The 23,550-nt window shown below is 44.9% G+C and carries 18 protein-coding genes; 14 read left to right on the forward strand and 4 right to left on the reverse strand.

What is annotated here, in order from left to right; genetic code table 11:
- Nucleotides 1–8 precede the first annotated feature (8 nt).
- Nucleotides 9–2,861 (forward strand): RNA polymerase-associated protein RapA, encoded by a 2,853-nt coding sequence (rapA, locus tag ACTUJY_RS17570; protein ID WP_463617432.1) that lies wholly within the window; start codon nucleotides 9–11, stop codon nucleotides 2,859–2,861.
- 34 nt (nucleotides 2,862–2,895) lie between these two features.
- Here the strand turns inward: rapA and ACTUJY_RS17575 are convergent, their stop codons facing one another.
- From ACTUJY_RS17575 to ACTUJY_RS17585, 3 genes are all read right to left on the reverse strand, one after another.
- Entirely contained in the window at nucleotides 2,896–3,465 is a 570-nt protein-coding gene (locus tag ACTUJY_RS17575) for an SPOR domain-containing protein (RefSeq protein WP_463617433.1), read from the reverse strand.
- A gap of 169 nt (nucleotides 3,466–3,634) precedes the next feature.
- On the reverse strand, nucleotides 3,635–5,338 hold the full coding sequence (gene argS / locus ACTUJY_RS17580) for an arginine--tRNA ligase (protein ID WP_463617434.1): 1,704 nt from the start codon (nucleotides 5,336–5,338) through the stop codon (nucleotides 3,635–3,637).
- Nucleotides 5,339–5,453: 115 nt separating this feature from the next.
- Entirely contained in the window at nucleotides 5,454–7,691 is a 2,238-nt protein-coding gene (locus ACTUJY_RS17585) for a primosomal protein N' (protein ID WP_463617435.1), read from the reverse strand.
- Nucleotides 7,692–7,877: 186 nt separating this feature from the next.
- Between ACTUJY_RS17585 and rpmE the strand changes: the two genes are divergently transcribed.
- Nucleotides 7,878–8,093, forward strand: coding sequence for a 50S ribosomal protein L31 (rpmE, locus tag ACTUJY_RS17590; RefSeq protein ID WP_463617436.1), 216 nt, complete (start codon nucleotides 7,878–7,880; stop codon nucleotides 8,091–8,093).
- Between the two features lie 117 nt (nucleotides 8,094–8,210).
- Here the strand turns inward: rpmE and ACTUJY_RS17595 are convergent, their stop codons facing one another.
- Entirely contained in the window at nucleotides 8,211–10,748 is a 2,538-nt protein-coding gene (locus ACTUJY_RS17595) for a penicillin-binding protein 1A (RefSeq protein WP_463617437.1), read from the reverse strand.
- Between the two features lie 180 nt (nucleotides 10,749–10,928).
- Between ACTUJY_RS17595 and ACTUJY_RS17600 the strand changes: the two genes are divergently transcribed.
- The 12 genes from ACTUJY_RS17600 to ACTUJY_RS17655 all read left to right on the forward strand — a co-directional run bounded on the left by ACTUJY_RS17600 (nucleotide 10,929) and on the right by ACTUJY_RS17655 (nucleotide 23,539).
- Entirely contained in the window at nucleotides 10,929–11,996 is a 1,068-nt protein-coding gene (locus tag ACTUJY_RS17600) for a pilus assembly protein PilM (protein WP_463617438.1), read from the forward strand.
- Nucleotides 11,996–12,565 carry a PilN domain-containing protein gene (locus tag ACTUJY_RS17605; protein WP_463617439.1) on the forward strand — a complete coding sequence of 190 codons (570 nt, stop codon included), beginning with the start codon at nucleotides 11,996–11,998 and terminating at the stop codon, nucleotides 12,563–12,565. The genes ACTUJY_RS17600 and ACTUJY_RS17605 overlap by 1 nt, the downstream gene beginning before the upstream one ends.
- Nucleotides 12,566–13,183 (forward strand): type IV pilus inner membrane component PilO, encoded by a 618-nt coding sequence (locus ACTUJY_RS17610; protein WP_463617440.1) that lies wholly within the window; start codon nucleotides 12,566–12,568, stop codon nucleotides 13,181–13,183.
- A 2-nt stretch (nucleotides 13,184–13,185) separates the two neighbouring features.
- Nucleotides 13,186–13,734 carry a pilus assembly protein PilP gene (locus ACTUJY_RS17615; RefSeq protein WP_463617441.1) on the forward strand — a complete coding sequence of 183 codons (549 nt, stop codon included), beginning with the start codon at nucleotides 13,186–13,188 and terminating at the stop codon, nucleotides 13,732–13,734.
- A gap of 21 nt (nucleotides 13,735–13,755) precedes the next feature.
- The gene (gene pilQ, locus ACTUJY_RS17620) at nucleotides 13,756–15,873 is read left to right on the forward strand and encodes a type IV pilus secretin PilQ (RefSeq protein ID WP_463617442.1); all 2,118 of its coding nucleotides are present in this window, start codon (nucleotides 13,756–13,758) and stop codon (nucleotides 15,871–15,873) included.
- A 102-nt stretch (nucleotides 15,874–15,975) separates the two neighbouring features.
- Nucleotides 15,976–16,500: a shikimate kinase AroK gene (aroK, locus tag ACTUJY_RS17625; RefSeq protein ID WP_463617443.1), complete on the forward strand. Its 525-nt coding sequence runs from the start codon at nucleotides 15,976–15,978 to the stop codon at nucleotides 16,498–16,500.
- 27 nt (nucleotides 16,501–16,527) lie between these two features.
- The gene (gene aroB / locus ACTUJY_RS17630; RefSeq protein ID WP_463617444.1) at nucleotides 16,528–17,607 is read left to right on the forward strand and encodes a 3-dehydroquinate synthase; all 1,080 of its coding nucleotides are present in this window, start codon (nucleotides 16,528–16,530) and stop codon (nucleotides 17,605–17,607) included.
- A gap of 4 nt (nucleotides 17,608–17,611) precedes the next feature.
- Nucleotides 17,612–19,168 (forward strand): SPOR domain-containing protein, encoded by a 1,557-nt coding sequence (locus ACTUJY_RS17635; RefSeq protein WP_463617445.1) that lies wholly within the window; start codon nucleotides 17,612–17,614, stop codon nucleotides 19,166–19,168.
- Between the two features lie 142 nt (nucleotides 19,169–19,310).
- Nucleotides 19,311–20,375: a uroporphyrinogen decarboxylase gene (gene hemE / locus ACTUJY_RS17640; protein ID WP_463617446.1), complete on the forward strand. Its 1,065-nt coding sequence runs from the start codon at nucleotides 19,311–19,313 to the stop codon at nucleotides 20,373–20,375.
- Nucleotides 20,376–20,387: 12 nt separating this feature from the next.
- A complete protein-coding gene (locus tag ACTUJY_RS17645) occupies nucleotides 20,388–21,362 on the forward strand; it encodes a hydrolase (RefSeq protein ID WP_463617447.1) in 975 nt (324 codons plus the stop codon).
- Nucleotides 21,363–21,434: 72 nt separating this feature from the next.
- Nucleotides 21,435–21,968 carry a hypothetical protein gene (locus tag ACTUJY_RS17650; RefSeq protein ID WP_463617448.1) on the forward strand — a complete coding sequence of 178 codons (534 nt, stop codon included), beginning with the start codon at nucleotides 21,435–21,437 and terminating at the stop codon, nucleotides 21,966–21,968.
- Nucleotides 21,968–23,539 (forward strand): GMC family oxidoreductase, encoded by a 1,572-nt coding sequence (locus ACTUJY_RS17655; protein WP_463617449.1) that lies wholly within the window; start codon nucleotides 21,968–21,970, stop codon nucleotides 23,537–23,539. Before ACTUJY_RS17650 ends, ACTUJY_RS17655 begins: the two co-directional genes overlap by 1 nt.
- Nucleotides 23,540–23,550: the final 11 nt, after the last annotated feature.

Below are 23,550 nucleotides of genomic sequence, written 5' to 3' on the forward strand. Positions count from 1 at the left end.
GTTGTTTTATGAGCTCTGTAGTTGTTGGTCAACGTTGGATCAGTCACAACGAATCCAGCCTTGGCCTTGGTATGATCCAATCGGTGGAAGGTCGCCGAATGGAAGTTTTTTTCCCTGCTGTTAACGAATCCCGTCATTATGCCATTGATAATGCTCCGTTGAGTCGGATCGCCTACGACGTTGGTGCGCGTATATCGGATATGGATGACAATGAATACCAGGTGGTGGAAGCGCTCGAACATCGAGGCTTGATGATTTACTTGTGTGAAGACGCTCATGGCAACAGCCAACAGCTGACCGAAATGCAGCTCAATTGTTATGTGCAATTCAGTTCTCCAGATAAGCGACTGTTGAACGGACAAATTGACGATGAATCCAGTTACCAGTTGCGTTTTGATACCTTTTGTAAGCTCGATGAATTGAGCCAAAGTCCGGTTAATGGATTACTGGGAACACGGGTTGAATTGTTACCGCACCAGTTATACATCGCCCACGAAGTGGCCAATCGACAAGCTCCGCGCGTATTATTGGCTGATGAAGTAGGGCTCGGTAAAACCATCGAAGCGGGAATGATCTTGCATCATCAATTGCATACCGGGCGTGCAACACGTGCACTCATTTTGGTACCCGACAGTTTGGTTCACCAATGGCTGGTGGAAATGCTGCGACGGTTTAATCTGCGTTTCGCACTTTATGATCGCAGTCGATTTGAAGCGCTGGTGGAATCACCAGATATCGATCTGGATACTGGAGAAGCTGTCAATCCATTTGAAATGGAGCAGCTGATTATCTGCAGTATCGATGGCTTGATGCAATTCCCGCAAATGCAGCAGCAATTGCTAGAAAGCCAGTGGGATTTACTGATTGTTGATGAGGCGCACCACTTGCATTGGAGCGAAGGTGATGTCAGTGATGAATACCAATTGGTGGAATCACTTGGACAAAAGTCGAGGGGGTTATTACTGCTGACGGCAACACCTGAGCAGGCTGGCATTGAAAGTCATTTTGCTCGACTGCGCTTATTGGATCCTGATCGTTATCATAGCCTGGACGCTTTTCGTGCAGAAGCCGAACAGCTGAGCTCTGTTTCCCAAGCCGTCACACTCCTCAATTCAGGAGAAGTGGTTTCTGCAGAAAGTGTAAAACCTTTGCTTCCTGAATCGATGCAAGGTGAGCTTATTACGAATGAACTGAGTGCCGAGCAATGCCAGCAGTTGTTGAATCAATTAATCGATCAGCACGGGACGGGTCGCGTGTTATTTCGAAATACGCGTTCGGCGATCAGCGGCTTTCCAAAACGTCAACTGCACGCTTATTCACTCGAATGTCCGGAAATTTACACGCCTGATGATGACGAACCAATGAATCATGGTTGGTTGGGATTAACGCCAGAAATAGAGCTGGTGCCAGAAGTCTGGTTACCGCGCGATCCGCGAGTTACTTGGTTGGAAGAAAAGATCGCCGAGTTGAAACCGGAAAAAACTCTGGTAATTGCTCATCACGCGGAAACGGCGAAAACGCTGCATAACCACTTCAGTAAAAAACTTGGTCTTCGTAGTAGTTGTTTTCATGAAGGTTTGTCGTTAGTGGAGCGTGATCGCGCAGCGGCTTACTTTGCCGATCGTGAAGACGGCGCACAGATTCTGTTTTGTTCAGAAATTGGCAGCGAAGGACGCAACTTTCAATTTGCACATCACATGATCTTTTTTGATTTGCCGGGCAATCCGGATTTGGTAGAACAACGCATTGGTCGATTGGATCGTATTGGTCAAACGGAAACCATCAATATTCATGTACCTTATTTAACGCCCTCTTCGCAGCACGTAATGTTCGACTGGTATCATCGTGGCCTAAACTTGTTCGAGAGAAGTTTCAGTGCCGGTTATTTGGTGTTTGAACAGTTTCAAGAAGATATTGAAAGCGCAATACAAAACCCTTCAACTTCTGACGAAGCATTAATTGATAAGACTGCGAAACGAGTGAAAGTGCTGACACAGAAAATGGAGCAAGGGCGCGATCGTTTGTTGGAGTTGAACTCCTGCCGTCAACCGCAAGCGGATCAGCTGGTGGAGTTAGTGGCCGAGCAAGAACAACCGCAACAACTGGCTAAATATTTTGAGCAGTTGCTTGAAGAATTTGGTGTTGAACAGGAAGATCACTCGACACTGAGCTGGATTTTACGTCCCAGTGATCATATGAAGCACAGTTATTTTCCTGGACTCAAGGAAGACGGTAACACAGTAACCTTGGATCGTTTAAAAGCGCTGTCTCGTGATGACATTGAGTTTTTAAGCTGGGAACATCCGATGCTGGTAGAGGCGATGGACATGCTGGTAAAAAGCGATGTCGGAAACGCGACTACGGCGACCATTTCGGTAAAAGGATTAAAACCCGGCACCCTGTTGCTTGAAAGCTACTTTACCTTGCAAACGATTGCGCCCAAGCATTTACAACTCAATCGATACTTGTCGCAAAAACCACTGCGTTTTTTGATCGATGCTAGTGGAAAAGATCTCTCCCAGGTAGTGAATCATAATGCGCTTAATAGGCTGAGCCAGCCTTTAAAAAAGAAAGTGGCGCGACAAGTTATTGAGCAAGTGAAAGGGCAGTTGGAATCGCTGGTTGAAAAAAGTGAGCAACTGGCCAAGTCCCAAGTCGTAGACTTAAAATCGAAAGCGATGCAATTGTTGAATGATCAGTTAGGCTCTGAGAAAAAGCGACTGCAAAATTTAAAAGCGGTTAACGATGCGATCCGATCGGATGAGATTGACGCTTATCAAACGTTGATTGAACAATGCCAACATCATATTGAAAAAGCATCATTACAACTGCAAGGATTGAAGTTGGTGGTGGCGAGTTAACGTCTTCCGCGAACCGGGTTTTACAAGGATGTTGTTAAAGCTTTTTGCCCCAGATTTTACAATCGTTAATATCGTTTTCCTGCAGTCGGTGGCGAATGGATTCCGCGTGGCGTTTGCTCGCATAAGGACCCAATTGCACTCGATACCAGCGACCGCTTTCCGCATCGATCGGAATAATTTTACTTTCGTAACCCATAAAGGCTATTTTGGCTTTTAGTGCGTCAGCGATATCGTTGTTGCGGAAGGAGCCACAAGGCATTACATATTCCATCGAAACTTTATTGTCGGGTTGCTTGAGTTCTTCTTCTGGTATCACCACTTCCTTGTCTTGCAACAGGTCATGAAAGGTGTACTTGGGTACTTCGGGTTGCTTGGGTTGAGCTTTTTCAACTTCAGGCTTTTTCTGTTGTTTCTGTTGTGTGGTTTGCGCAGGCACTTTTGCTTGCGGCATCCATTTTAGATAAACCAGAAAGGCGACAAAACCGCCTACTAGCATACCGACAATCAACACCGCTGCGGTGGGAAAACCGGTTTTTTTTCGTTGTGTGGCGCTGCGTTTTTTACGCGGCTTGGCGGAACCTTTTTTTGCGAAATCTCTGGCCATTATCGTTGTTCATTTTTTGCTGTAAGTTTAACGGCTTAAAAATTGAGCCGCTTTAAATTTGATTAATGAAGTTAACAGATATTGTTGGTGAATATAAACTGCCTTTGGACTTTTCTGGCGGTAACCCGGATAAGCAGTGCATTATCCGGGGAATGCGGAAATGGCAAAACTACATTTGCTCCGGCGCGCTTACCCCCAATAAGTCTAGGCCGTTGGCTATTACTTGCTTTACTGCAGTGATTAATGCCATTCGGGCATCACACAAGTTTTTATCTTCCACTATCCAGCGCAAAGCGTCACTTTCTTTACCCAGTTGATAATAACCATGGAGCGCAGCAGCCAATTCACGTAGGTAATGCGCAATAACGTGCGGCTCACAATGATTGGCGGCATTTTTCACCAGTTCAGGAAACTGACTCATTTTATCCATCAGATCGGTTTCTTGCGTTAAGGTTAGCAGACTCAATTGTTGTAATCCGTTAACGGCATCAAACTCACGCCCACTTTCATGAAGCTGTCGAAACGCCGAGCACACCCGTGCGTGGGCGTATTGAATGTAATACACTGGATTGTCATTGGTTTGCGATTTAGCAAGCTCAATATCGAAAGTTAATTGAGATTCCGCTCGACGAGCGGCCAGGAAATAGCGCGTCGCATCGCGGCCTACTTCGTCGATCAGATCGCGTAGCGTGACATAACTGCCGGCACGTTTTGAAATTTTTACTTCTTCTCCACCGCGCATAACCGTGACCATTTGGTGCAGTACGTATTCGGGATAACCCTCAGGAATATCCATTTTCAATGCCTGCAACCCGGCTCGAACACGAGTGATGGTGGAGTGGTGATCGGCACCTTGCTCGTTGATCACACGTTTAAAACCGCGTTGAAATTTATTCAAATGGTAGGCGACGTCGGGAACAAAATAAGTGTAGCCACCATCGGATTTGCGCATCACACGGTCTTTGTCGTCACCAAACTCGGTGGTTTTAAGCCATAAGGCGTCTGAGCCTTCGTATGTGTAGCCATTGTCGACGAGTCGGTTAACGGCTTCCTCGACTTTGCCACTTTCATAAAGCGATGATTCAAGAAAGTAAACGTCGAAATGCACATCAAACGCTTTCAGATCCAAATCTTGCTCTCGACGCAAATAGGCCACAGCAAAGTGGCGAATGGCGTTGAGATCGTCGGCATCGCCTTTACCGATTACGTGTTGATCTTCGGCATCGATTTTAGCCTTGGCCATATAGTCATCGGCAACGTCTTTGATGTAATCGCCGCGATACCAGTCTTCTTGCCATAGATCATCTTCCGGAGTGAACCCTTTGCATCGAGCTTGAACCGATAGTGCCAGGTTATTAATTTGTTGACCAGCATCGTTGTAGTAAAACTCGGCGGTGACGTCCCAACCATTGGCCCTTAATAGTCGACAAATACAGTCGCCAACCGCTGCGCCTCGACCGTGACCCACATGCAATGGCCCTGTCGGGTTTGCCGATACAAATTCAACTTGCACCTTTTGTTGTTTACCGGTTTGGTTATGACCAAACTTATCGCCAGAATTAAGGATTTGCTCGATGATGGCAGATTGAGCGTCTTGTGCCATGAAAAAGTTAATAAAGCCTGGGCCGGCAATTTCTACCTTTTGGATAGCGCCTGAGTCAGGCAAGGCATCTATAATCAATTGCGCCATTTCGCGTGGTGGTTTACCTGCAGGTTTGGCCAGCATCATTGCGAGGTTAGTAGCTAAATCACCATGGGATTTGTCTTTGGTATGAGTCACCTGCAGCCGTGGGGTCATCTCTTCCGGTAAAACGCCGGAGGATTTTAAGTGGCTTACGGCTTGTTCTAATAATTGCAGTAAGGTGTCTTTCATATTAACGGTTCGCGTTGACAATAATTGGGAGTGAAAATTGCGTCCATTATCCTTGATTGTGGCGGTTATTGCGATAGTCGCGAGTAAAAAACGCAGGTGTTTTTCGATTATAAGATTACAACAAATCTTGAGGATCGATATCTAGTGACCATCGAACTTGAGAGGCAAACTTTGATTTTGTAATGCTAGGTAAGCGAGCGTTTAATAGTGAGTGTAGATGACTGCGTTTACGACAATTGAGGATCAGTTGAAAGCGAAAGCGACCAGCTTTACGGCTTATTGTTGACGCTACGGGGCCCCAAATATCGAGCTCAGACGTTGTTGGCATTTGCTCGGCGACATACTGTAAAAACTCAAATGCACGCTGTTTGTTGTGGGATTCGGCGCGAAATAGGGCCATAAAACTGGCCGGAGGCAACTCGGCTTGAACGCGATCGGCCAGTAATCGTTCGGCGAGCGCCCGATAGTTGTGATTCACCAGTAATTGCAACAATGAGTGGTGCGGGTGATGCGTCTGGATCAAGACTTCACCCGGAACTTCTGCGCGCCCGGCGCGCCCGGCAACTTGTGTGATTAACTGGCCTGCGCGTTCCAGTGCTCGGAAATCGTTACTGAATAACGCGCCATCCACATCGACAATGGCGACCAGGGACACTTTGGGAAAGTGATGCCCCTTGGCGATCATTTGTGTACCGACAAGAATGCGGGTTTGACCACTTTTCGCTGCGGCAATATAGTCGCTCATGGCGGACTTTCGCCGAGTGGTATCGCGATCGATACGCTGGATCAAGTCATCTGGGAATTGCGAAGCTAAAAACTGTTCGATGCGTTCGGTTCCTTGGCCAATGGCTACCAGTTCTTGTGATTGGCATTTCGGACATTGTGTAGGATGCTTTTGATAGTTACCGCAATGATGGCATTGTAAATAATCCTGTCCTTGCCCTTTTCCCGATTGATGCAATGTCATGTAGCTGTCGCAGCGACGACAATCGCAAATCCAGCCGCAACGATGGCATAGCAAAACAGGAGCAAAGCCTCGGCGATTCAAAAATACCAGCACCTGATTGCCTTGCGCTAGGTGCTTTTTAATGGCGTTTAATAGTGGTTGAGAAAAACCATCGCTCATAGGTTGTGCTTTGCAATCGACCAGCCGAATGCTGGGTAATTGTGATTGAGTGGCTCTCTGTGTCAGTTGTAAGTGATGGTACCGGCCATGAATAGCATTGTTAAGGGTTTCAAGTGATGGTGTTGCGCTACCGAGTACTACGGGTATGTTTTCAATCTGCCCGCGTAATAAAGCCAGATCGCGCGATGAATAGCGTAATCCTTCTTGTTGTTTAAATGACAAGTCGTGTTCTTCATCAACAATAATCAGGCCAGTGTTTTGGAGCGGTGTAAATATCGCAGAACGGGTCCCTACAATAATATTCAATAAGCCGTTTTTAGCTTTCAACCAGGTATTGAGTCTTTGAAGATCGGTCAGCCCCGAATGAAGCACACCTACTTGACCCGGAAAGCGCTGCTCAAAGCGTTTTAAGGTTTGTGGCGTTAGACCTATTTCCGGGATAAGCACTAACGCCTGCTGTCCTTTCAACAGAATAAACTCAATGCTTTGTAAATAGACTTCGGTTTTTCCACTGCCTGTGACCCCTTCAAGTAAAAATGGCGAAAATTGATCGCACTTTGCCGTAATACTTTGCACCGCTGCTTTTTGTTCGCTGTTTAATAGCAGTCCAGTCTGATTGGTTGGCTTTGGGGGGCATGGTTCTTGTTCGATGCTTGTTATCCAGCCTTTTTCGCACAAGTTTTTCAACGTTGCTGTGGTAATTTCCTGAGCTTTTAACTCTTCTGAAGACACAGGACGCTGAGCTTGGTTTAAATAGAGTAAAGCTTGTTTTTGGCGAATCGAGCGAGGCGGAAGTGATTTAAGGTTCTCTTGCCCAAGTGTATTAATTTGCCAGAATATTTCTCGCTTTATTTCACTGCTGACACCTTTCATTAGCGCATTAGGAAGCGCTGTAGCAACTGCTTCGCCCAGTGAATGGTGATAGTAGTCGGCCGCTTTTCTAACAAGTTTCCATATTGCTGGAGTTAGCAGAGGTTTTTGATCCAGTCCTTCGATAATTGATTTGATATTTTCGTTCTTGACCTTAGTACTTTGAGGGTGCGCTACAACCAATCCAATCAGTTGCTGTGAACCAAAAGGAACCTTGACTCGAGTACCGATAATTGGCAGAGATCCAGGGGCGGCATAGTCAAATAATTGCCGAAGGGGTACCGGTAGTGCAACGCGGATCAGCTTTGATGTCAAAAGGTAATCAGTCCCGTGGTAGCCGTGAATTTGGAGCTTCATGTTAGGCAACTGGGTTAATATGTAAAGCTTTATTGAATTTCTTCTGCGATTTGGTTGAACTTTGTTCGGTGGGCGAGTATGATCGCGCGTCCCCTAACACTGGGTGGATGGTGTTTGGTAAGTGCTTTGTAAGTTTGAGCGGGAAGTTTACTGAATAGCGATCCACGTTGAAAAGAGAGTTTTGTTATGAAAGATGGTATTCATCCTAAATATGAAGAAATCACAGCGACTTGTAGCTGTGGAAACGAGATCAAAGTAGGTTCAACATTGTGCCGTGATATCAATCTTGATGTTTGCTCTGCTTGTCACCCATTCTTTACCGGTAAGCAGAAGATTGTTGATACTGGTGGTCGAGTTGATCGCTTCCGTAAGCGTTTTGGTGCGCGTGGCGGTAAAAAATAAATCGAATTCCGATTATAAAAAAGGCGCTTTGAAAAGCGCCTTTTTTATTGTTTATTGAAAAGTAGAGCGAGTATACCCAATCAACCTAAAGTGAAGTTTTCAGGTTAATTAGGTATATTAGAAGATATCATCCAACCCATCTTTCGGCGAATCACTGAGCCTGTTTTCAGGCTCTTTTTCCGGCAGGTTTTCCGAACGAAAGATTTCAAATATAGCACCTTCGGTTTGTGAGTTGGCTAACTTTCCGGTTTTAGGATCGATCCGAGCCGTCACGATACCTTCTGGTTGGGGCAATGAATTTTCTGGCTTGCCTTCGAGAGCGACTTCCATGAACTTTTGCCAAATAGGTAAAGCAGCCCTACCACCATATTCTCGGTTGCCTAGGGTTAAAGAGAAGTCGGCGAAGCCGACCCATGCGGTCGCTACATAATCGCCGTTAAAACCCGAAAACCATGCGTCGGTTGGTCCGTTGGTTGTCCCGGTTTTTCCTCCCAGATCATTTCGTTTTAATAATGGGCTACCACTGTTATACAGAGTGCGCCAGGCTGTTCCTCTGTGTATGACATCTTTCATAATACTGTTGAGAATAAAGACGTTCCGCTCTTCGATAACACGAGGTGCAATTTTATCCAAGTCGACTGGTAATTGCGGTTCAGCAATGAGTGGCTGTTGATAAATATCATCTTGTTGAGTCGAGTCACTAACCGCAATTAATTCGGCCGTTAATTCTGAGGCTGCCGGTTCTGTAAGTTCGAGCTGCTCTTGTTCTGCGATTTTTTGGTGCTCTAACAATTCTTCGCAAAGTTTACAGACCTGAATGGGCTCTGCTGCGAAAAGCACATCTTCATTGGGTGTTTCGATACGTTCCACAAAATAAGGCTTAATTTGATAACCGCCGTTTGCGAAAGCCGCGTATCCGGTGGCTACTTCTAGCGGAGTAAAACTGGCGCTACCAAGCGCTAAAGAAGTGTAGGGCTCCATATACTCATCTGGAAATCCCAGCTTAACCAGGTATTCTTCAGCAAATGCTGGATTGATTGCGTTCATTAGTCGAACGGAAATGGAATTGTTTGAAAATCGTAACGCGTCACGTAACCGAGTAAGACCTTTGTAACGACCGCTGTCGTTTTTCGGACGCCAGAATTCTTCTGCAGTAATGTCTTCCTTCACAAAAGGGGCGTCATTGAGCACACTGGCAGCGGTGTAACCTTTCTCCAGAGCGGCGGAGTAAATAAACGGTTTAATATTGGAGCCGGGTTGTCGGCGTGCCTGAGTCACCATGTTAAATTGGTTCAGTTCAAAGTCATAACCACCAACTAGGGCTTCAATGGCACCATTTTTCGGGTTAAGAGCAACAAATCCACCATTAACTTCAGGAACTTGACTAAGTCGCAATTGGCTGTCCGAATTTTTCACCACCTTGATAACATCGCCCACGGAAAGTATTTCTCCGGCGGTTTTTGGTGAGCGACCTTTAGAATCGGAATCAATAAAAGGGGCGGCCCAGGACATGCCTTCCCAATCCAAGATCTGAGTACTGCCATCACTTAATCGTAATTCCGCGCTTTGTTCTTCAACGTTCAGAACAAATGCAGATTCCAATTGTGTACTGGCAGGCAAGCTTTTCAGAAAGTCGATTTGTTCATCAAGTGTTAACTCGACGACATTGGCAACATTTTGCAGTGGGCCACGGTATCCGTGCCTTTCATCATATTCTTGCAGGCTTTTGCGTAGGGCTTGTTGCGCAGCAAGTTGTAACTTTTCATCGAGCGTCGTGTATATGCGGTAACCATTGTTATACGCGGCTTCGCGGCCGAAGCGATCAATCATATTGCGGCGCACCATCTCTGCCAAAAACGGTGCTGAGACAGAAGGGTCGGTACCGTGTTTCTGCGTTTCTATCGGCTGCTTTTTTGCAAGTTGATAATCGTGTTCGGAAATGTATCCTTCGGCTAGCATTCGACCGAGTACATGATTGCGGCGTTGCAAAGCATTGTTCGGGTTGGAGATTGGGTTGTAAATGGACTCTCCCTTGGGAATTCCGGCTAAAACAGCGACTTCGTGCAAATCAAGATCAGGTAGGCTTTTTCCATAATACACTTGGGCCGCGGCGCCAAGTCCATAGGCACGGTGACTGAAATGAGCTTTATTAATAAATAATTCTAGAATTTCGTTTTTCGATATTTCCGACTCGATTTTCCAAGCGAGAAACATTTCTCTAAATTTTCGAGTAAATGTTTTTTTGCGGTTGAGGTAAACGTTGCGCGCGACCAGTTGGGTTATGGTGCTAGCTCCCTGGCTACGCGTACCCGTTGTGATATTGTTCACAAAAGCACGGATTACTCCCCAAAAATCAACACCTGAGTGCTCGTAAAATCGTTTATCTTCTGTTGCAATAAGCGCATGGATAAATGTTTGTGGCACTTCGCTTAATGTGACTGGAATTCGCCGCTTGTCTCCAAACTCCGCAATGAGCTCCCCGTTTTTACTGAAGACCGTCATTGGAGTTTGTAAGCGAATTTCTCGGATTGAGTCGACATTGGGTAGGTGCGGACCAAGGTATAAGTACAGGCCGGTAAATCCCATAAAGCCCGCTAATGCGAACAAAGTCACGAGATATCCGCCCTTATTTAGTGCTTTCAGTAGATATTTCATTGCCTACAAACTATATATTTAGTGGTGATACGGTAAGTTGGACACAGTATATCGTTTAATAGTTGCTACTGGATAATTTTTTTGAAAATTAGGTGAAATATCGGATAGTTAGCGCTATTATTTAATGTGAAAACACATATATGTGTTGTAAATCTATAAAGTTATAGGAATTTTACGCTTATGCTGGCTCAACTAATTGGGACAAAGCGGCCTTCTGTGGTTGGGTTGGATATCAGTTCAACCTCCGTGAAGCTTTTAGAATTAGGACGAGTGGGTTCTCGCTATCGAGTAGAGGCCTATGCGGTAGAACCTTTGCCTCAAGAAGCGGTGTCTGAACGTGATATCCGCGACCCGGAAGCTGTGGGTGAGGCGATTAAGCGCGTGCTTAGCCGTTCCAAAACCAGTCTAAAAAATGCAGCGGTTGCGGTTGCTGGTTCTGCTGTTATAACCAAAACCATTCAGATGGATAAGCACCTTTCCGAAGACGACATGGAAAGTCAAATTCAGGTCGAAGCCGATCAATACATTCCTTACCCTTTAGAAGAAGTTGCATTGGACTTCGAAGTGATCGGCGAGTCGGAAAAGGCTCCGGATAAAGTTGATGTTTTATTAGCCGCTTCACGGTCTGAAAATGTTTACAGCCGAGTAGATGCCGTTGAGTTAGGCGGATTGACGACCAAAGTGGTTGATGTGGAAGCCTATGCAATGGAGCGGGCCTTTCATTTGTTAGAGAATCAGTTGCCAGACCAAGGTGAAGGTAAAATTGTAGCCATTGTTGATATTGGAGCAACAATGACGAGTTTAAGCGTACTTGAAGATTTTAAAACGATTTATACGCGCGAACAGGTATTCGGTGGGGCGCAACTGACCGAAGAAATACAAAGACGTTACGGCTTGTCTTACGAAGAGTCTGGAATGGCTAAAAAGCAGGGTGGCCTTCCTGATGACTACGAGCCCGAAGTGTTGGAGCCATTTAAAGAAGCGGTTATTCAACAGGTGAGTCGTTCACTTCAGTTTTTCTACTCTTCCAGTCAATACAGTGAGGTGGACCACATTGTTCTCGCGGGTGGTTGTGCAGTAATCGAGGGGCTGGAAGATATGTTAGAGGAACGGCTGGGGGTTTCGGCATCAATTGCAAATCCTTTTGCCGATATGTCGATTGCGAATCGAGTTAATGCGCAAGCACTGAGTGTTGATGCCCCTTCTCTGATGATCTGTTGCGGACTGGCATTAAGGAGTTTTGACTAATGGCTAAGATTAACCTGCTACCCTGGCGGGAAGAACTCCGCAAAGAACGTCAACGACAGTTTTTAAGTATTTTGGGACTGGTATTTGTTTTAGGGCTTGTCGTCGTGTTTGCCTATAAGTACACGGTAAACTTGCAAATTGAAGCCCAAAAATTGAGAAACAATTTTTTAAGTATCGAAATTTCAAAACTGGAATCTCAAATAAAAGAGATTGAAGCTTTGGAAAAAGAGCGTCAGCAACTGATTGACCGTATGGAAATGATAACCAATTTGCAACAGAGTCGCCCCAGAGTTGTTCGATTGTTTGACGAGTTGGTGAGAGCGATCCCTGAAGGGTTGAATTTGAAATCTATAGAACGTAAAGGAAACAGGCTTATTGTTATAGGTTCTGCGGAATCTGCTCAACGTGTTACAGCCTTTATGAGAAAAGTAGAGTCTTCGACTTGGTTTAAAAACCCTCATTTAAAAGACATTGACTCGGATAAAGATTACGGTGCCGGGAGAAAAGCATTTTCTTTGACCATTGAAGAAGTGTCGGCAGAAAAAGCTAAAGTCAAGGAGGGTTCTTAAATGAGCAGTTTGCAGGATTTTAATGTCAATGACCTTGATTTTAATAATATGGGCTCATGGCCTATTCCGGTTAAGGTTATAGCGGGTGTCATTGTTTTTATTTTAGTCATCATTCTCGGATATCAATTGTTAATCAGTGATGATGAAGCACTGCTTGAACGTGAAATTAATAATGAGCGGCAATTGAAACAAACTTTCGAAACCAAGCAGCGGAAAGCGGTTCATCTTGAAGCTTATAAAAACCAAATGAAGATGATTCAAAATTCATTTGAAGCGTTGCTTAAGCAACTACCACAAAGGAGCGAAGTTGCTGGTCTGGTCGACGAGGTTTCCTATGCCATTACAGGCGCAGGACTGGAGCTTGAAAACATTTCTCTTAAAGGTGAAGTTGATAAAGACATTTATTTTGAAGAGCCTCTTGAAATTATTGTGTCTGGTAGCTACCACCAATTAGCAGAGTTTGTCAGTCGGGTTAGCAATATGCCTCGGATTGTCACTTTACACGACTTTAACATTAAAGTTACCGATAGGGAGGTGTTCGGTTCAGAGGGCGAGAAAATGTTGCTCATGACCGTGACGGCTAAAACGTATCGTTATGATGAAGGAGGGGAGGAATAATCATGCAGCTTAAGTTTTTCCGACCTCTTTTTATGTTAACACTTTTTTGGAGTTTAACCGGTTGCGACTCCAATACCGAAGATCTCGATACTTGGGTAAAGTCAGTTAAAGCAAAACCCGCCGGCCCAATCGAACCCATGCCAGAAGTTAAACAAACACCCTCATTTGAGTATTCGGCTCGAGACTTTCGAAGTCCGTTTGCTGAACTTGAGCCTGAGGTAGAGAGCGAGCTTCAAATTATCGCAGAAGGATGTGATGCCAGTGTGCAACCCGATCCTCAAAGACGTCGTGAAGATTTAGAAAGGTTTTCGCTTGACTCAATGGAGATGGTTGGAGCGATGTCGAAAGGTGATGTGAGCTGGGGGCTCGTCAAGATGACTTCCGGGCCGTCAAGTGGAAAAGTATTTAAAGTAACCAACGGTAACTATCTTGGAGTCAATCATGGCCGGATAGTCAATATTAATGAGTTTCGAATTATGATTGAAACGCTCGTTCCTGATGGGCAAGGCTGCTGGGAAAAGCGTGTGATTAATTTAGCCTTGAACGAATAAAGATAGATCAGGAGAACGACAATGTTATTGCTGAAGTCGGGGAAAAAAGCGATGAACACTTCGATGATTAGAGCAGTCTTGCTACTGATTGTTTCGTTTATTGGCTTTAATAGTTTCGCAAATGAATTAAATGCCATAAATTTCAATGTACTTCCAGGTGACAGAGTTCAATTAAGGTTTACTATGAGCTCTACGCCAACACAACCACGAGAGTTTACTACGGAAAATCCAGCTCGAATAGCATTAGACTTTTCAGATACGCAAGTAAAACTAGCCAATAAGTCACTGCCTGTTGCAATTGGAGCGACTCGAAGCGTTACTGCTGTCGAAGCTCAAGGGCGTACTCGAGTTGTTATTAACTTGGTTGAAAGTGTCCCTTATACTACTCAAGTGGATGGAAATGATTTTGTTGTGACGATTGGTCAAGCTAGCAATGTGGTCGCTGCAACAGGCAATACTTCTACAGCGTCAGTAACCAGTTCGACCACGAAAAGTCAAGCTCAAACTCGAACAAAAGGAATTACATCGATCGATTTTCGCCGAGGAGAGCAAGGTGAAGGTCGAGTCATTATCGACTTAAGTGAGCCAAATATTGGAATAGATTTGCGCCAGGAAGGACGAGACGTTGTTGCTGATTTTGTCGATGCCGATATACCTCAAAGTTTAATCCGGAAGTTAGATGTTCTGGATTTTGCTACCCCGGCAAGAATAATTGAAACCAAACAAGTTGGTGGCAATGTTCGTGTAACCATTCAAACGGAAAATGAATTTGAGTTTTTAGCATACCAAACCGATGATATTTATACGATAGAGCTAAAGCCTCTTACACCAGAGGAAGTTGAACGCAAACGTCGCGAACAACCTCAGTATACTGGTGAGCGAATGTCGTTGACATTTCAAGACATCACTATCCGTGCAGTATTGCAATTGATAGCTGATATTGCCAATGTAAATATGGTCACCAGTGATACCGTTGCTGGCTCGATTACACTTCAACTGCAAAATGTCCCATGGGACCAAGCATTAGACATTATTTTAAAAACAAAAGGATTGGATAAGCGTCAAAACGGCAATGTGTTGTTAATTGCTCCGGCAGATGAAATTGCGGCACGTGAAGCGCTTGAGTTGCAATCTGAGCAACAAGTTGAACAATTGGCTCCTTTGCGTGGTGAGTTTATTCAAATAAATTACGCAAAGGCTTCAACTTTGGCTGAAATTATTCAAGGAGACAAGACATCGTTTCTTTCAAGTCGAGGGAGTATTACCGTTGATGAGAGAACCAATACTTTAATGGTTCGGGATACGGCTAAAAAGCTTGATGAAATTCGAATATTAGTTAGAACATTAGATATTCCTGTACGACAAGTAATGATTGAATCTCGGATAGTTGTCGCCGACGATGGTGTTGGCCAAGATCTTGGTGTTCAGTTTGGTGTATCTGAAAGGTTAGACGGTGGACAAGTCGTAGTTTCTGGCTCTCATACAGAAGCGCTAAGGTATAGTGGTACTCTTTTGGATGACCAAGGAAACTTAGAGCCGCAAGGACTTCAGTTTCCCAATGCATATAACGTAGACTTACCTGTTGTCAGTCCTGCCGGTTCGATTGGGATGATTGGTCGTATTGGTAATGATCTCTCGCTAGATATAGAGCTATCTGCACTTGAAAGTGAGAATAAAAGTGAAGTGATTGCGTCGCCAAAGGTTGTCACTGCTAATCAGAAAGAAGCCTATATAGAGGCTGGAGAGGAGATTCCATATGAAGAGTCTACTTCTGCCGGAGCTACAAAAATTAGCTTTAAGAAAGCTGTGTTAAGCTTGAAAGTGACTCCGCAAATAACTCCCGATGATCGCATTATATTGGACTTACAGGTTAACCAGGATACTCGTGGAGAAAATACTCCATCAGGTCCTGCAATAAACACTCGAGAAGTAGGGACGCAAGTGTTAGTCGAAAATGGAGAAACCGTTGTATTGGGTGGTATTTATCAACAAAGGACAAACAAGGATGTGGTAAAAGTTCCCTTATTAGGTGACATACCTGGATTGGGTGTACTTTTCCGCAGAACTTCTGAATCCGAAGCAAAACAAGAATTATTGATATTTGTGACTCCAAAAATTATCAAAGAAGGGGTAAGATAGGCCCTCAAAATAGGCGCAAGAGCCCGCTTTGAGCGGGTTCTTGTTTTTTTGAGAGGTGAAAAATCTTTAATATCAATAAGATAGGATTACTTTTAGGCAGCAATGAAAAATAAACGTAACGTATTTTTAGTCGGTCCTATGGGGGCTGGCAAAACTACAATCGGTAAACAATTGGCAGATCTTCTGAAATTGGAATTTATCGACTCTGATCAAGAGCTGGAGCGTCGAACTGGGGCGCCCATCGATTGGATTTTTGACCTTGAAGGTGAAGAGGGGTTTCGTGACCGTGAACAAAAAGTAATCGAAGATTTAACTTCGATGCAGGGAATCGTACTCGCTACTGGTGGTGGAGCGGTCATTCGAGATGAAAATCGCTTACTGCTCGCAGGTAGAGGAGTCGTCGTTTATCTTGAAGCATCGATTGAACAGCAAGTTGAACGAACCCGACGTGATAAGCGACGCCCGTTACTGCAAAACGATGATCCGGAAAACACATTGACGGATTTAATGGAAGAACGCGATCCGCTTTATCGTGAAATTGCCGATTACGTGGTGGCAACGAACGAGAACACTGTAAAATCTGTAGCGAACAAGATCGCCGACTTGGTTCAGCAAAGTACTTTGTAGGTACTTTCATATGATTCAATGAATGCAATGAAACAAGTTACTGTCGATGTAGGTAACCGTACTTATCCAATCCTGATTGGCAGTAACTTGCTTTCTAATCCAGAAAGCTTTCTTCGTTTTATCACTTCTGAGCAAGTTTTAGTTATTAGCAATGAAACCGTAGCAAAACTTTATATGGATAAAGTTTGCACAAGCCTGAGCAGTTTTGAAGTGCAAACCTATATTTTTCCCGACGGAGAAAGGTATAAATCGTTTGACACTTTTCAAAATATTATTTCAACCTTAATTCAGTCTGGATTTCGTCGAAATGCAACCATTATCGCCTTAGGGGGTGGTGTTGTTGGCGATATCGCTGGGTTTTCAGCGGCCTGTTACCAGCGCGGTATTGCTTTTTTGCAGGTACCAACAACTTTATTGGCAATGGTGGACTCTTCCGTTGGTGGCAAAACCGCTATTAATCATCCGCTTGCGAAAAATATGGTGGGTGCTTTTTATCAGCCACAGGCTGTCGTCGCCGATTTATTGGTATTGAACACTTTACCCGATCGTGAATTTGCTGCGGGAATGGCTGAAGTCATTAAGTACGGTTTGATTTATGATTTCGATTTTTTTCAATATTTAGAGCGACGAAAGGACTCGATCAAACAACGTGACACTGAAGCAATTGCTACAATCGTTCAACGTTGCTGTGAAATTAAAGCGGAAGTTGTTAACCAGGATGAAAGAGAATCCGGGTTGCGAGCGATTTTGAATTTAGGCCATACTTTTGGTCATGCTATCGAAAAAGCAGGTGATTACCATCAGTTTGTGCATGGAGAAGCGGTGGCCATCGGAATTTGTATGGTGTTTGAATTGGCCATAAGCCAAAAAATAATATCACGGAGTTATTTGAGTCGAGTTGAGTCTTTACTGGAATACTTTGATTTACCTGTCTATTTACAAGAACAATATCCGGTGGATGAATTGCTATCAATCATGCAGCATGATAAAAAGAATCAAAGCAAAAAAGTTCGACTGGTGGTTCCTAATGCAGAAGGGCAAGTTATCATTACTGATGAATGCAGCTCAGATTTAATACGCAAAGCAATTGAAGCTCGTATCCGATAAGTCAATGATGAACTCTACCGAACCTCTCTACTCGCAATTGATGGCTCCTGTTCCGCTCATAGAATTGAAATCACAAATGCAATTGGTTGAGCGGCTCGAACATTTTTCTGTTTATTCGGATCGTTTGTTGGCCTTAATTGGCACAAGTGGTTCAGGCAAAACATCCATTCTTCAAATACTATTACGCCATCTACCAGCACCCGTTAAAGTTTTGTACGCTAACTGCGAAGAAAAAAATTGGATGGCGCAGGTGCTGTCGCAATACGGTATTCACAGCACCGCTGGTGCGCAAAGTTTTCAATTCGGACTCGGACAAATAGAGCCTGACTCCGATTTGTTGCTTGTTTTAGATAATGCCGAGCATCTTAGCATAGAACAAATGGAGCGGTTGGCGGAAAAAGTGCAAGATGATAATTTTCATTGCATTATTGCCGTTGACGACAATTGCTCACACATTCATTGGCTTCGAGAGTCACCTCAGCGAGTAATTTTATTAGCCGTGGACCCTCTTGATGATGACGAATCACAAAGTTTACTCGCACGAAAATTAAAAGTCGCCGAGCATCAATTGCCGATTCTAATGGGTGAAGAAAAATTAGAGCATGTTATTAAACTTGCACTAGGTCGACCAGGAAGACTGCAAGCTGCCGCTAATCAATTTACAGAAAGTGGCTCGGGATTTAGTAGGCTAAAAAAAACGTCATTTAAGTCATTATTGCAAAGTGGATTGTATTTAATTGGCGCCGTAGTTTTAATTGCTGCTTTAGTTTTCCAAGACGAGCTTAATCAATGGATCGAACCTCAGTCGCGAAAAGCTCAACCAACAATCAGCCAACCTTCATCAACTACTCCGGTAAAGCAGGAGCAAACGGAAGACGTGTTTATTGACTCAATATCACGTAAGGAAACGGTAGCAAATTTTGAGGCCCAGAAGAATCCGTTAGAAACATTGGCCGATGCCGACCCAGGAAATACATCGCAACCTAATCGAGAATCCAGTGGTTTATCGGATGCGGACGCAACGTTGAAAGCCGTAGACTCAGCATTGCAGGAAAAGCAAAATGAAATCTCTGATCCAAAGGATGCTCCGGAAGAAAGTGTGGCTCTTAAAAAAAGTGAAGCTTCGAGTCTTAAAAATAGCTCTCAGAGTGATGTTGAACAAAGCAAAACAGACAGCGAACTAAAAAGTGAAGCCATAGAAGGAGAAGTTTCATCCGGTGCGGCTAAAGAAAAAGCTCAGGTTACGCCAAAAGTGGAGTATTCCAGTGAAGAACTGTGGCTGTTACGGCAATCGTCTGATGAATGGGCCGTTCAACTTTCTGGCTTTGCTATTCTTGAAAATGCTGTTGATTTTATGCAGCAGTACCGAAACGAAGGAGAGCTTCATTTTTACCGAACTCAACGGAACGGCGTTGATTGGTTTGTGGTGATCATGGGGCCCTTTCCTTCGAAGTCCGTAGCGGATAGTCAACGACGAAAATTATCGTCGAAGCTGAAAGCAGGTCAACCTTGGCTGAAAACACTGAAGCAGGTGCATATGGAAATTCGCCAAAGGCCTTAACATGGAAAGCGATCATTCACACGTTAAAAAATTAACCCTTACCCATTTAAAACGGATCATTTCGATTACAAACATTTTATCACCCTCCGGAATAATGCCTTTTCGTGTAAAATAGCGACAAACTTTAGTGGGAGTCTGATTTGTGAACTTGAAAAATGATCGCTATATTCGAGCTGCATTGCGACAGCCAGTGGATAAAACGCCGGTTTGGATGATGCGGCAGGCAGGTCGATACTTGCCCGAATACCGTCAATTACGCGCTGAAGCCGGCAGCTTTATGGCGTTGGCAACCAATCCGGAACTGGCCTGTGAAGTAACCCTGCAACCGCTGCGACGGTTTGACCTTGATGCAGCCATTCTGTTTTCCGATATCTTAACCATTCCCGATGCCATGGGGCTGGGCTTACGATTTGAAACAGGGGAAGGTCCCATTTTCGATCGGCCGCTGCGCAACGAAGCCGATGTGAAAGCCCTGTTTGTGCCTGATCCTCACGATAAATTAAAATACGTGGTGGATGCAGTCAGTACCATTCGCAAAGCCTTGGATGGCAAGGTGCCTTTGATCGGGTTTTCTGGCAGCCCCTGGACTCTGGCAACCTACATGATAGAAGGTGGCTCGACGAAAAACTTTTCTGAAGTTAAAGCGATGATGTACCAATCACCGAAATTAATGCACCAGATACTCGATACTCTGGCCGATTCGGTCATTGTGTATTTAAACGCGCAGATAGAAGCTGGTGCACAGGCGGTGATGGTGTTTGATACCTGGGGCGGTGTTTTAACACCGCATGATTATCGTGAGTTTTCGCTGCGTTATATGGAAAAAATTGTTCAAGGGCTAACGCGGGAAAAGGACGGTCAACGAATTCCGGTTACATTGTTTACGAAAAATGGCGGCGATTGGCTCGATACTATGGCCGATACCGGATGTGATGCTTTGGGTGTGGACTGGACCACTGATCTCTCCCAAGCTCGCAACAAAACGGGAGATCGCGTAGCGTTACAGGGAAACATGGATCCTTCTGTTCTTTATGCCTCTCCGGAGCGCATTCAGGAAGAAGTTGCCCGTATTTTGGCAAGCTACGGCTCCGGACCTGGGCACATTTTCAACCTGGGGCATGGCATTCATCAAACCGTGGATCCAGAACATGCTAAAATATTTGTAGATGCCGTACATGAACTCAGTGTGCCGTATCATCAAAATTGATCCAGTGCTGTTGTGATATTTGAGTCAAACTTTACCCCCAGTCTCTTTCTGACTAATCGGCATTTGCAGACCTTAATTGGGCCCTTGCTAATGCCGGTGCATTTCCAACCCAGAGCGTGGCAACACCTAGCGTTACCCGATAATGACTTTATGGAAATTGCCTGGTTTGGTGAGTCGCAGAGGCCACTGCTTTTAATACTGCATGGGCTGGAAGGGAGTTATCGCTCTCATTACATCCAACGAGTGATTGCGGGTGCTTTAAAGCTGCGATGGCAAGTTGGGGTATTGCATTTTCGTTCTTGCGGACGAGATTTGAACCGGCGAATGAACAGTTATCACTCTGGAGCCAGCGAAGACCTGCAGCTTGCTTTGGAACAACTATTGGACAATGCCGGTGACCGTCCGGTTATGGCATTGGGATTTTCGCTAGGCGGTAATGTATTACTCAAGTGGCTGGGAGAGCAGTCCTCTCAAACCTGGATTAATGCGGCGATGGCCGTTTCGGTTCCACTCAAACTGGACTTGTGTGCTACTGCGATAAATCGGGGGTTCAGCCGAGTTTATCAGAGCCATTTAGTCGGGCTACTTAAGCAAAAAACATTACGCAAGTTGCAATTGGACTTACCTGGTCCGTCATTAAAAGCTACGCTACAGCTTGATGAGGTTAAAGATTTCTGGCAGTTTGATGATCAAGTGACCGCGCCACTGCATGGCTTTAATGGCGCAAGAGACTATTATCGAAAAGCTTCCAGTTTTCATTTTTTGCCTCGCATTCAAACACCCACGCTGATCTTGCACGCAATGGATGATCCTTTTATGTCGCCCAAGGTTTTACCAAAAGTATCGCACCTTGGTGCAGGGGTATCATTGGAAGTGAGTCGGTATGGAGGTCACGTTGGCTTTATCGATCACATTAATTTTCGTCGTCAAAGCTGTTTTCTCACACAGCGGGTGCAACGATATTTTTCCGATACCTTGAATTTATAACGTCCATCACGATTTGCAGGTTTGACCAGTAAGCGTTAAAGTGAGCAAAAACAGAATAACAACCTGCTGCTCATGCCTGATCGCCGCCAATTTCTCCGTTGGACTGTATCTTCCGCAGTATTACTGACCACTGGTGTCACAGGGTTACAATGGTTGCAAAAAGAAGACTATTCGCGCCTGATAGAGGACGAGCATCAATTTCGTTTTCTGACTGCCAACGACAGTTTACTGTTAACCGTTTTAGCGCCCGCCATTTTAAGTGAAAAATACCTCAATCACTGGAGCAATCAAGGGCTAAATTTACAACGCTTGCTGCAAAACATCGATTTAACTATTGGCTATGTGTCTTTATCAGACCAAAAGCAAACTCGAGAACTGTTTGATTTGCTTTTTGGCCGTCTGGGTAAATTGTTGTTGGCAGGAATCTGGTCAAGTTGGTCTGAAGCTGGCAATGCGGAGCTAATGCGTTTTCTGCAACGTTGGCGTGACAGCTGGCTAACACCACTCAATCAAGGATATCTCGGACTGCAACAATTGTATATGGCGGCTTATTTCGCCGAGTCGTCGAGTTGGGTCATGTGTGATTATCCTGGACCACCATTCTGATGACCGATCTTAAACGCCACCCCAACCACATCGATTTCAGTTTCGGCAAAATGCCCGAGAACATCGAGTTTGATGTCGTGATCATTGGCTCTGGCGCTGGTGGAGGCATTGCTGCGGAAATACTCACTGCGACTGGACTGACCGTTTGTCTGGTCGAAGAGGGGCCGTTAAAAACGCGACTGGATTTTCGTATGCGCGAAGCCGAGGCTTATCCTGATCTGTACCAACAGGCTGCTGCTCGTAAAACGAAGGATAAAAGCATCAACATTTTACAAGGACGCAGTGTTGGAGGTTCTACCACCGTAAACTGGACCAGCAGTTTTCGCACGCCTCAGCAAACTTTACAACATTGGCAACAACATCATTCCGTTGCTGGATTTGACAGCAAAACCTTGTTGCCTTGGTTTATCCAAGTTGAAAAGCAACTGAATATTTCACCTTGGGCATTACCGCCTAACGAAAATAACCAGATCTTGTTGCGAGGCGCACAAAAACTGGGTTGGAGTGCAGGCGTGATCCCGCGCAATGTGAAAGGCTGTGCCAACTTAGGGTATTGCGGAATGGGTTGCCCCATTGATGCCAAACAGTCAATGTTGATAACGACCATTCCTGCTGCAATAGAACGTGGCGCACAGTTAATTTCTCGTGCGCGATGTGAAAGATTGATCGCAGATACCCATCAGGTAACGCAAGTGCAATTACGATCGATGGATACTTTTGGCAAGCCAGGAAAGTTCCAAGGTCAAATATTTGCAAAAACAATCGTATTGGCGGCTGGCGCAGTTGGTACACCTTCAATTATGTTGCGAAGTCAATTGGCCGATCCTCATCAACGGATTGGCCGTCGAACATTTCTCCATCCAGTAACGGCTATGATTGCCGAGATGGATGATAAAGTGGACCCTTATTACGGTGCTCCTCAGAGTATTTACAGCGATGAGTTTCTTTGGCGAGATGGAGTGACAGGGAAAGTTGGCTATAAACTGGAAGTGCCACCAATTCATCCCCTAATGACAAGCGGCCTTATTCCATTACATGGCGCCGAACATAGCGACATCATGGCACGTTTACCCTATATTCATGCCTGTTTAGCGCTATTGCGCGATGGCTTTCATCCGGACAGTGAAGGTGGACAAGTGCTGCTGGATGATTTTGGTGAACCGCAGCTTGAATACACGCCCAACAATTACGTGTGGGAAGGTGTGGCTCATGCTCAGTTGTCGATGGCTGAGTTGCAGTTTGCTGCCGGTGCCAGACGTGTTCGCCCATTACATATGGATGCTGGTTGGAGCATGAGCTGGCGTCAGGCGCAGCGTACCCTAGCTGAGCTGAAACATAGCCCTTTGCGAAGCTCATTATTCTCTGCTCATGTAATGGGTGGGTCGGCGATGGGGAGCCATCCGCAAATGAGTGTGGTGGATTTAGAAGGAAGATTTCATTATTTGGACAACCTGTATGTGATGGATGGTTCGCTGTTGCCCACCAGTCTTGGAGTCAACCCGCAACTAACTCTGTACGCTATGTGTGCAAAGCTGGCGTCAACCCTTGCAAAGCGGCTACAATCCGCTTAATCGCAATAAAA

This window comes from Pleionea sp. WD8-19, assembly GCF_055326765.1.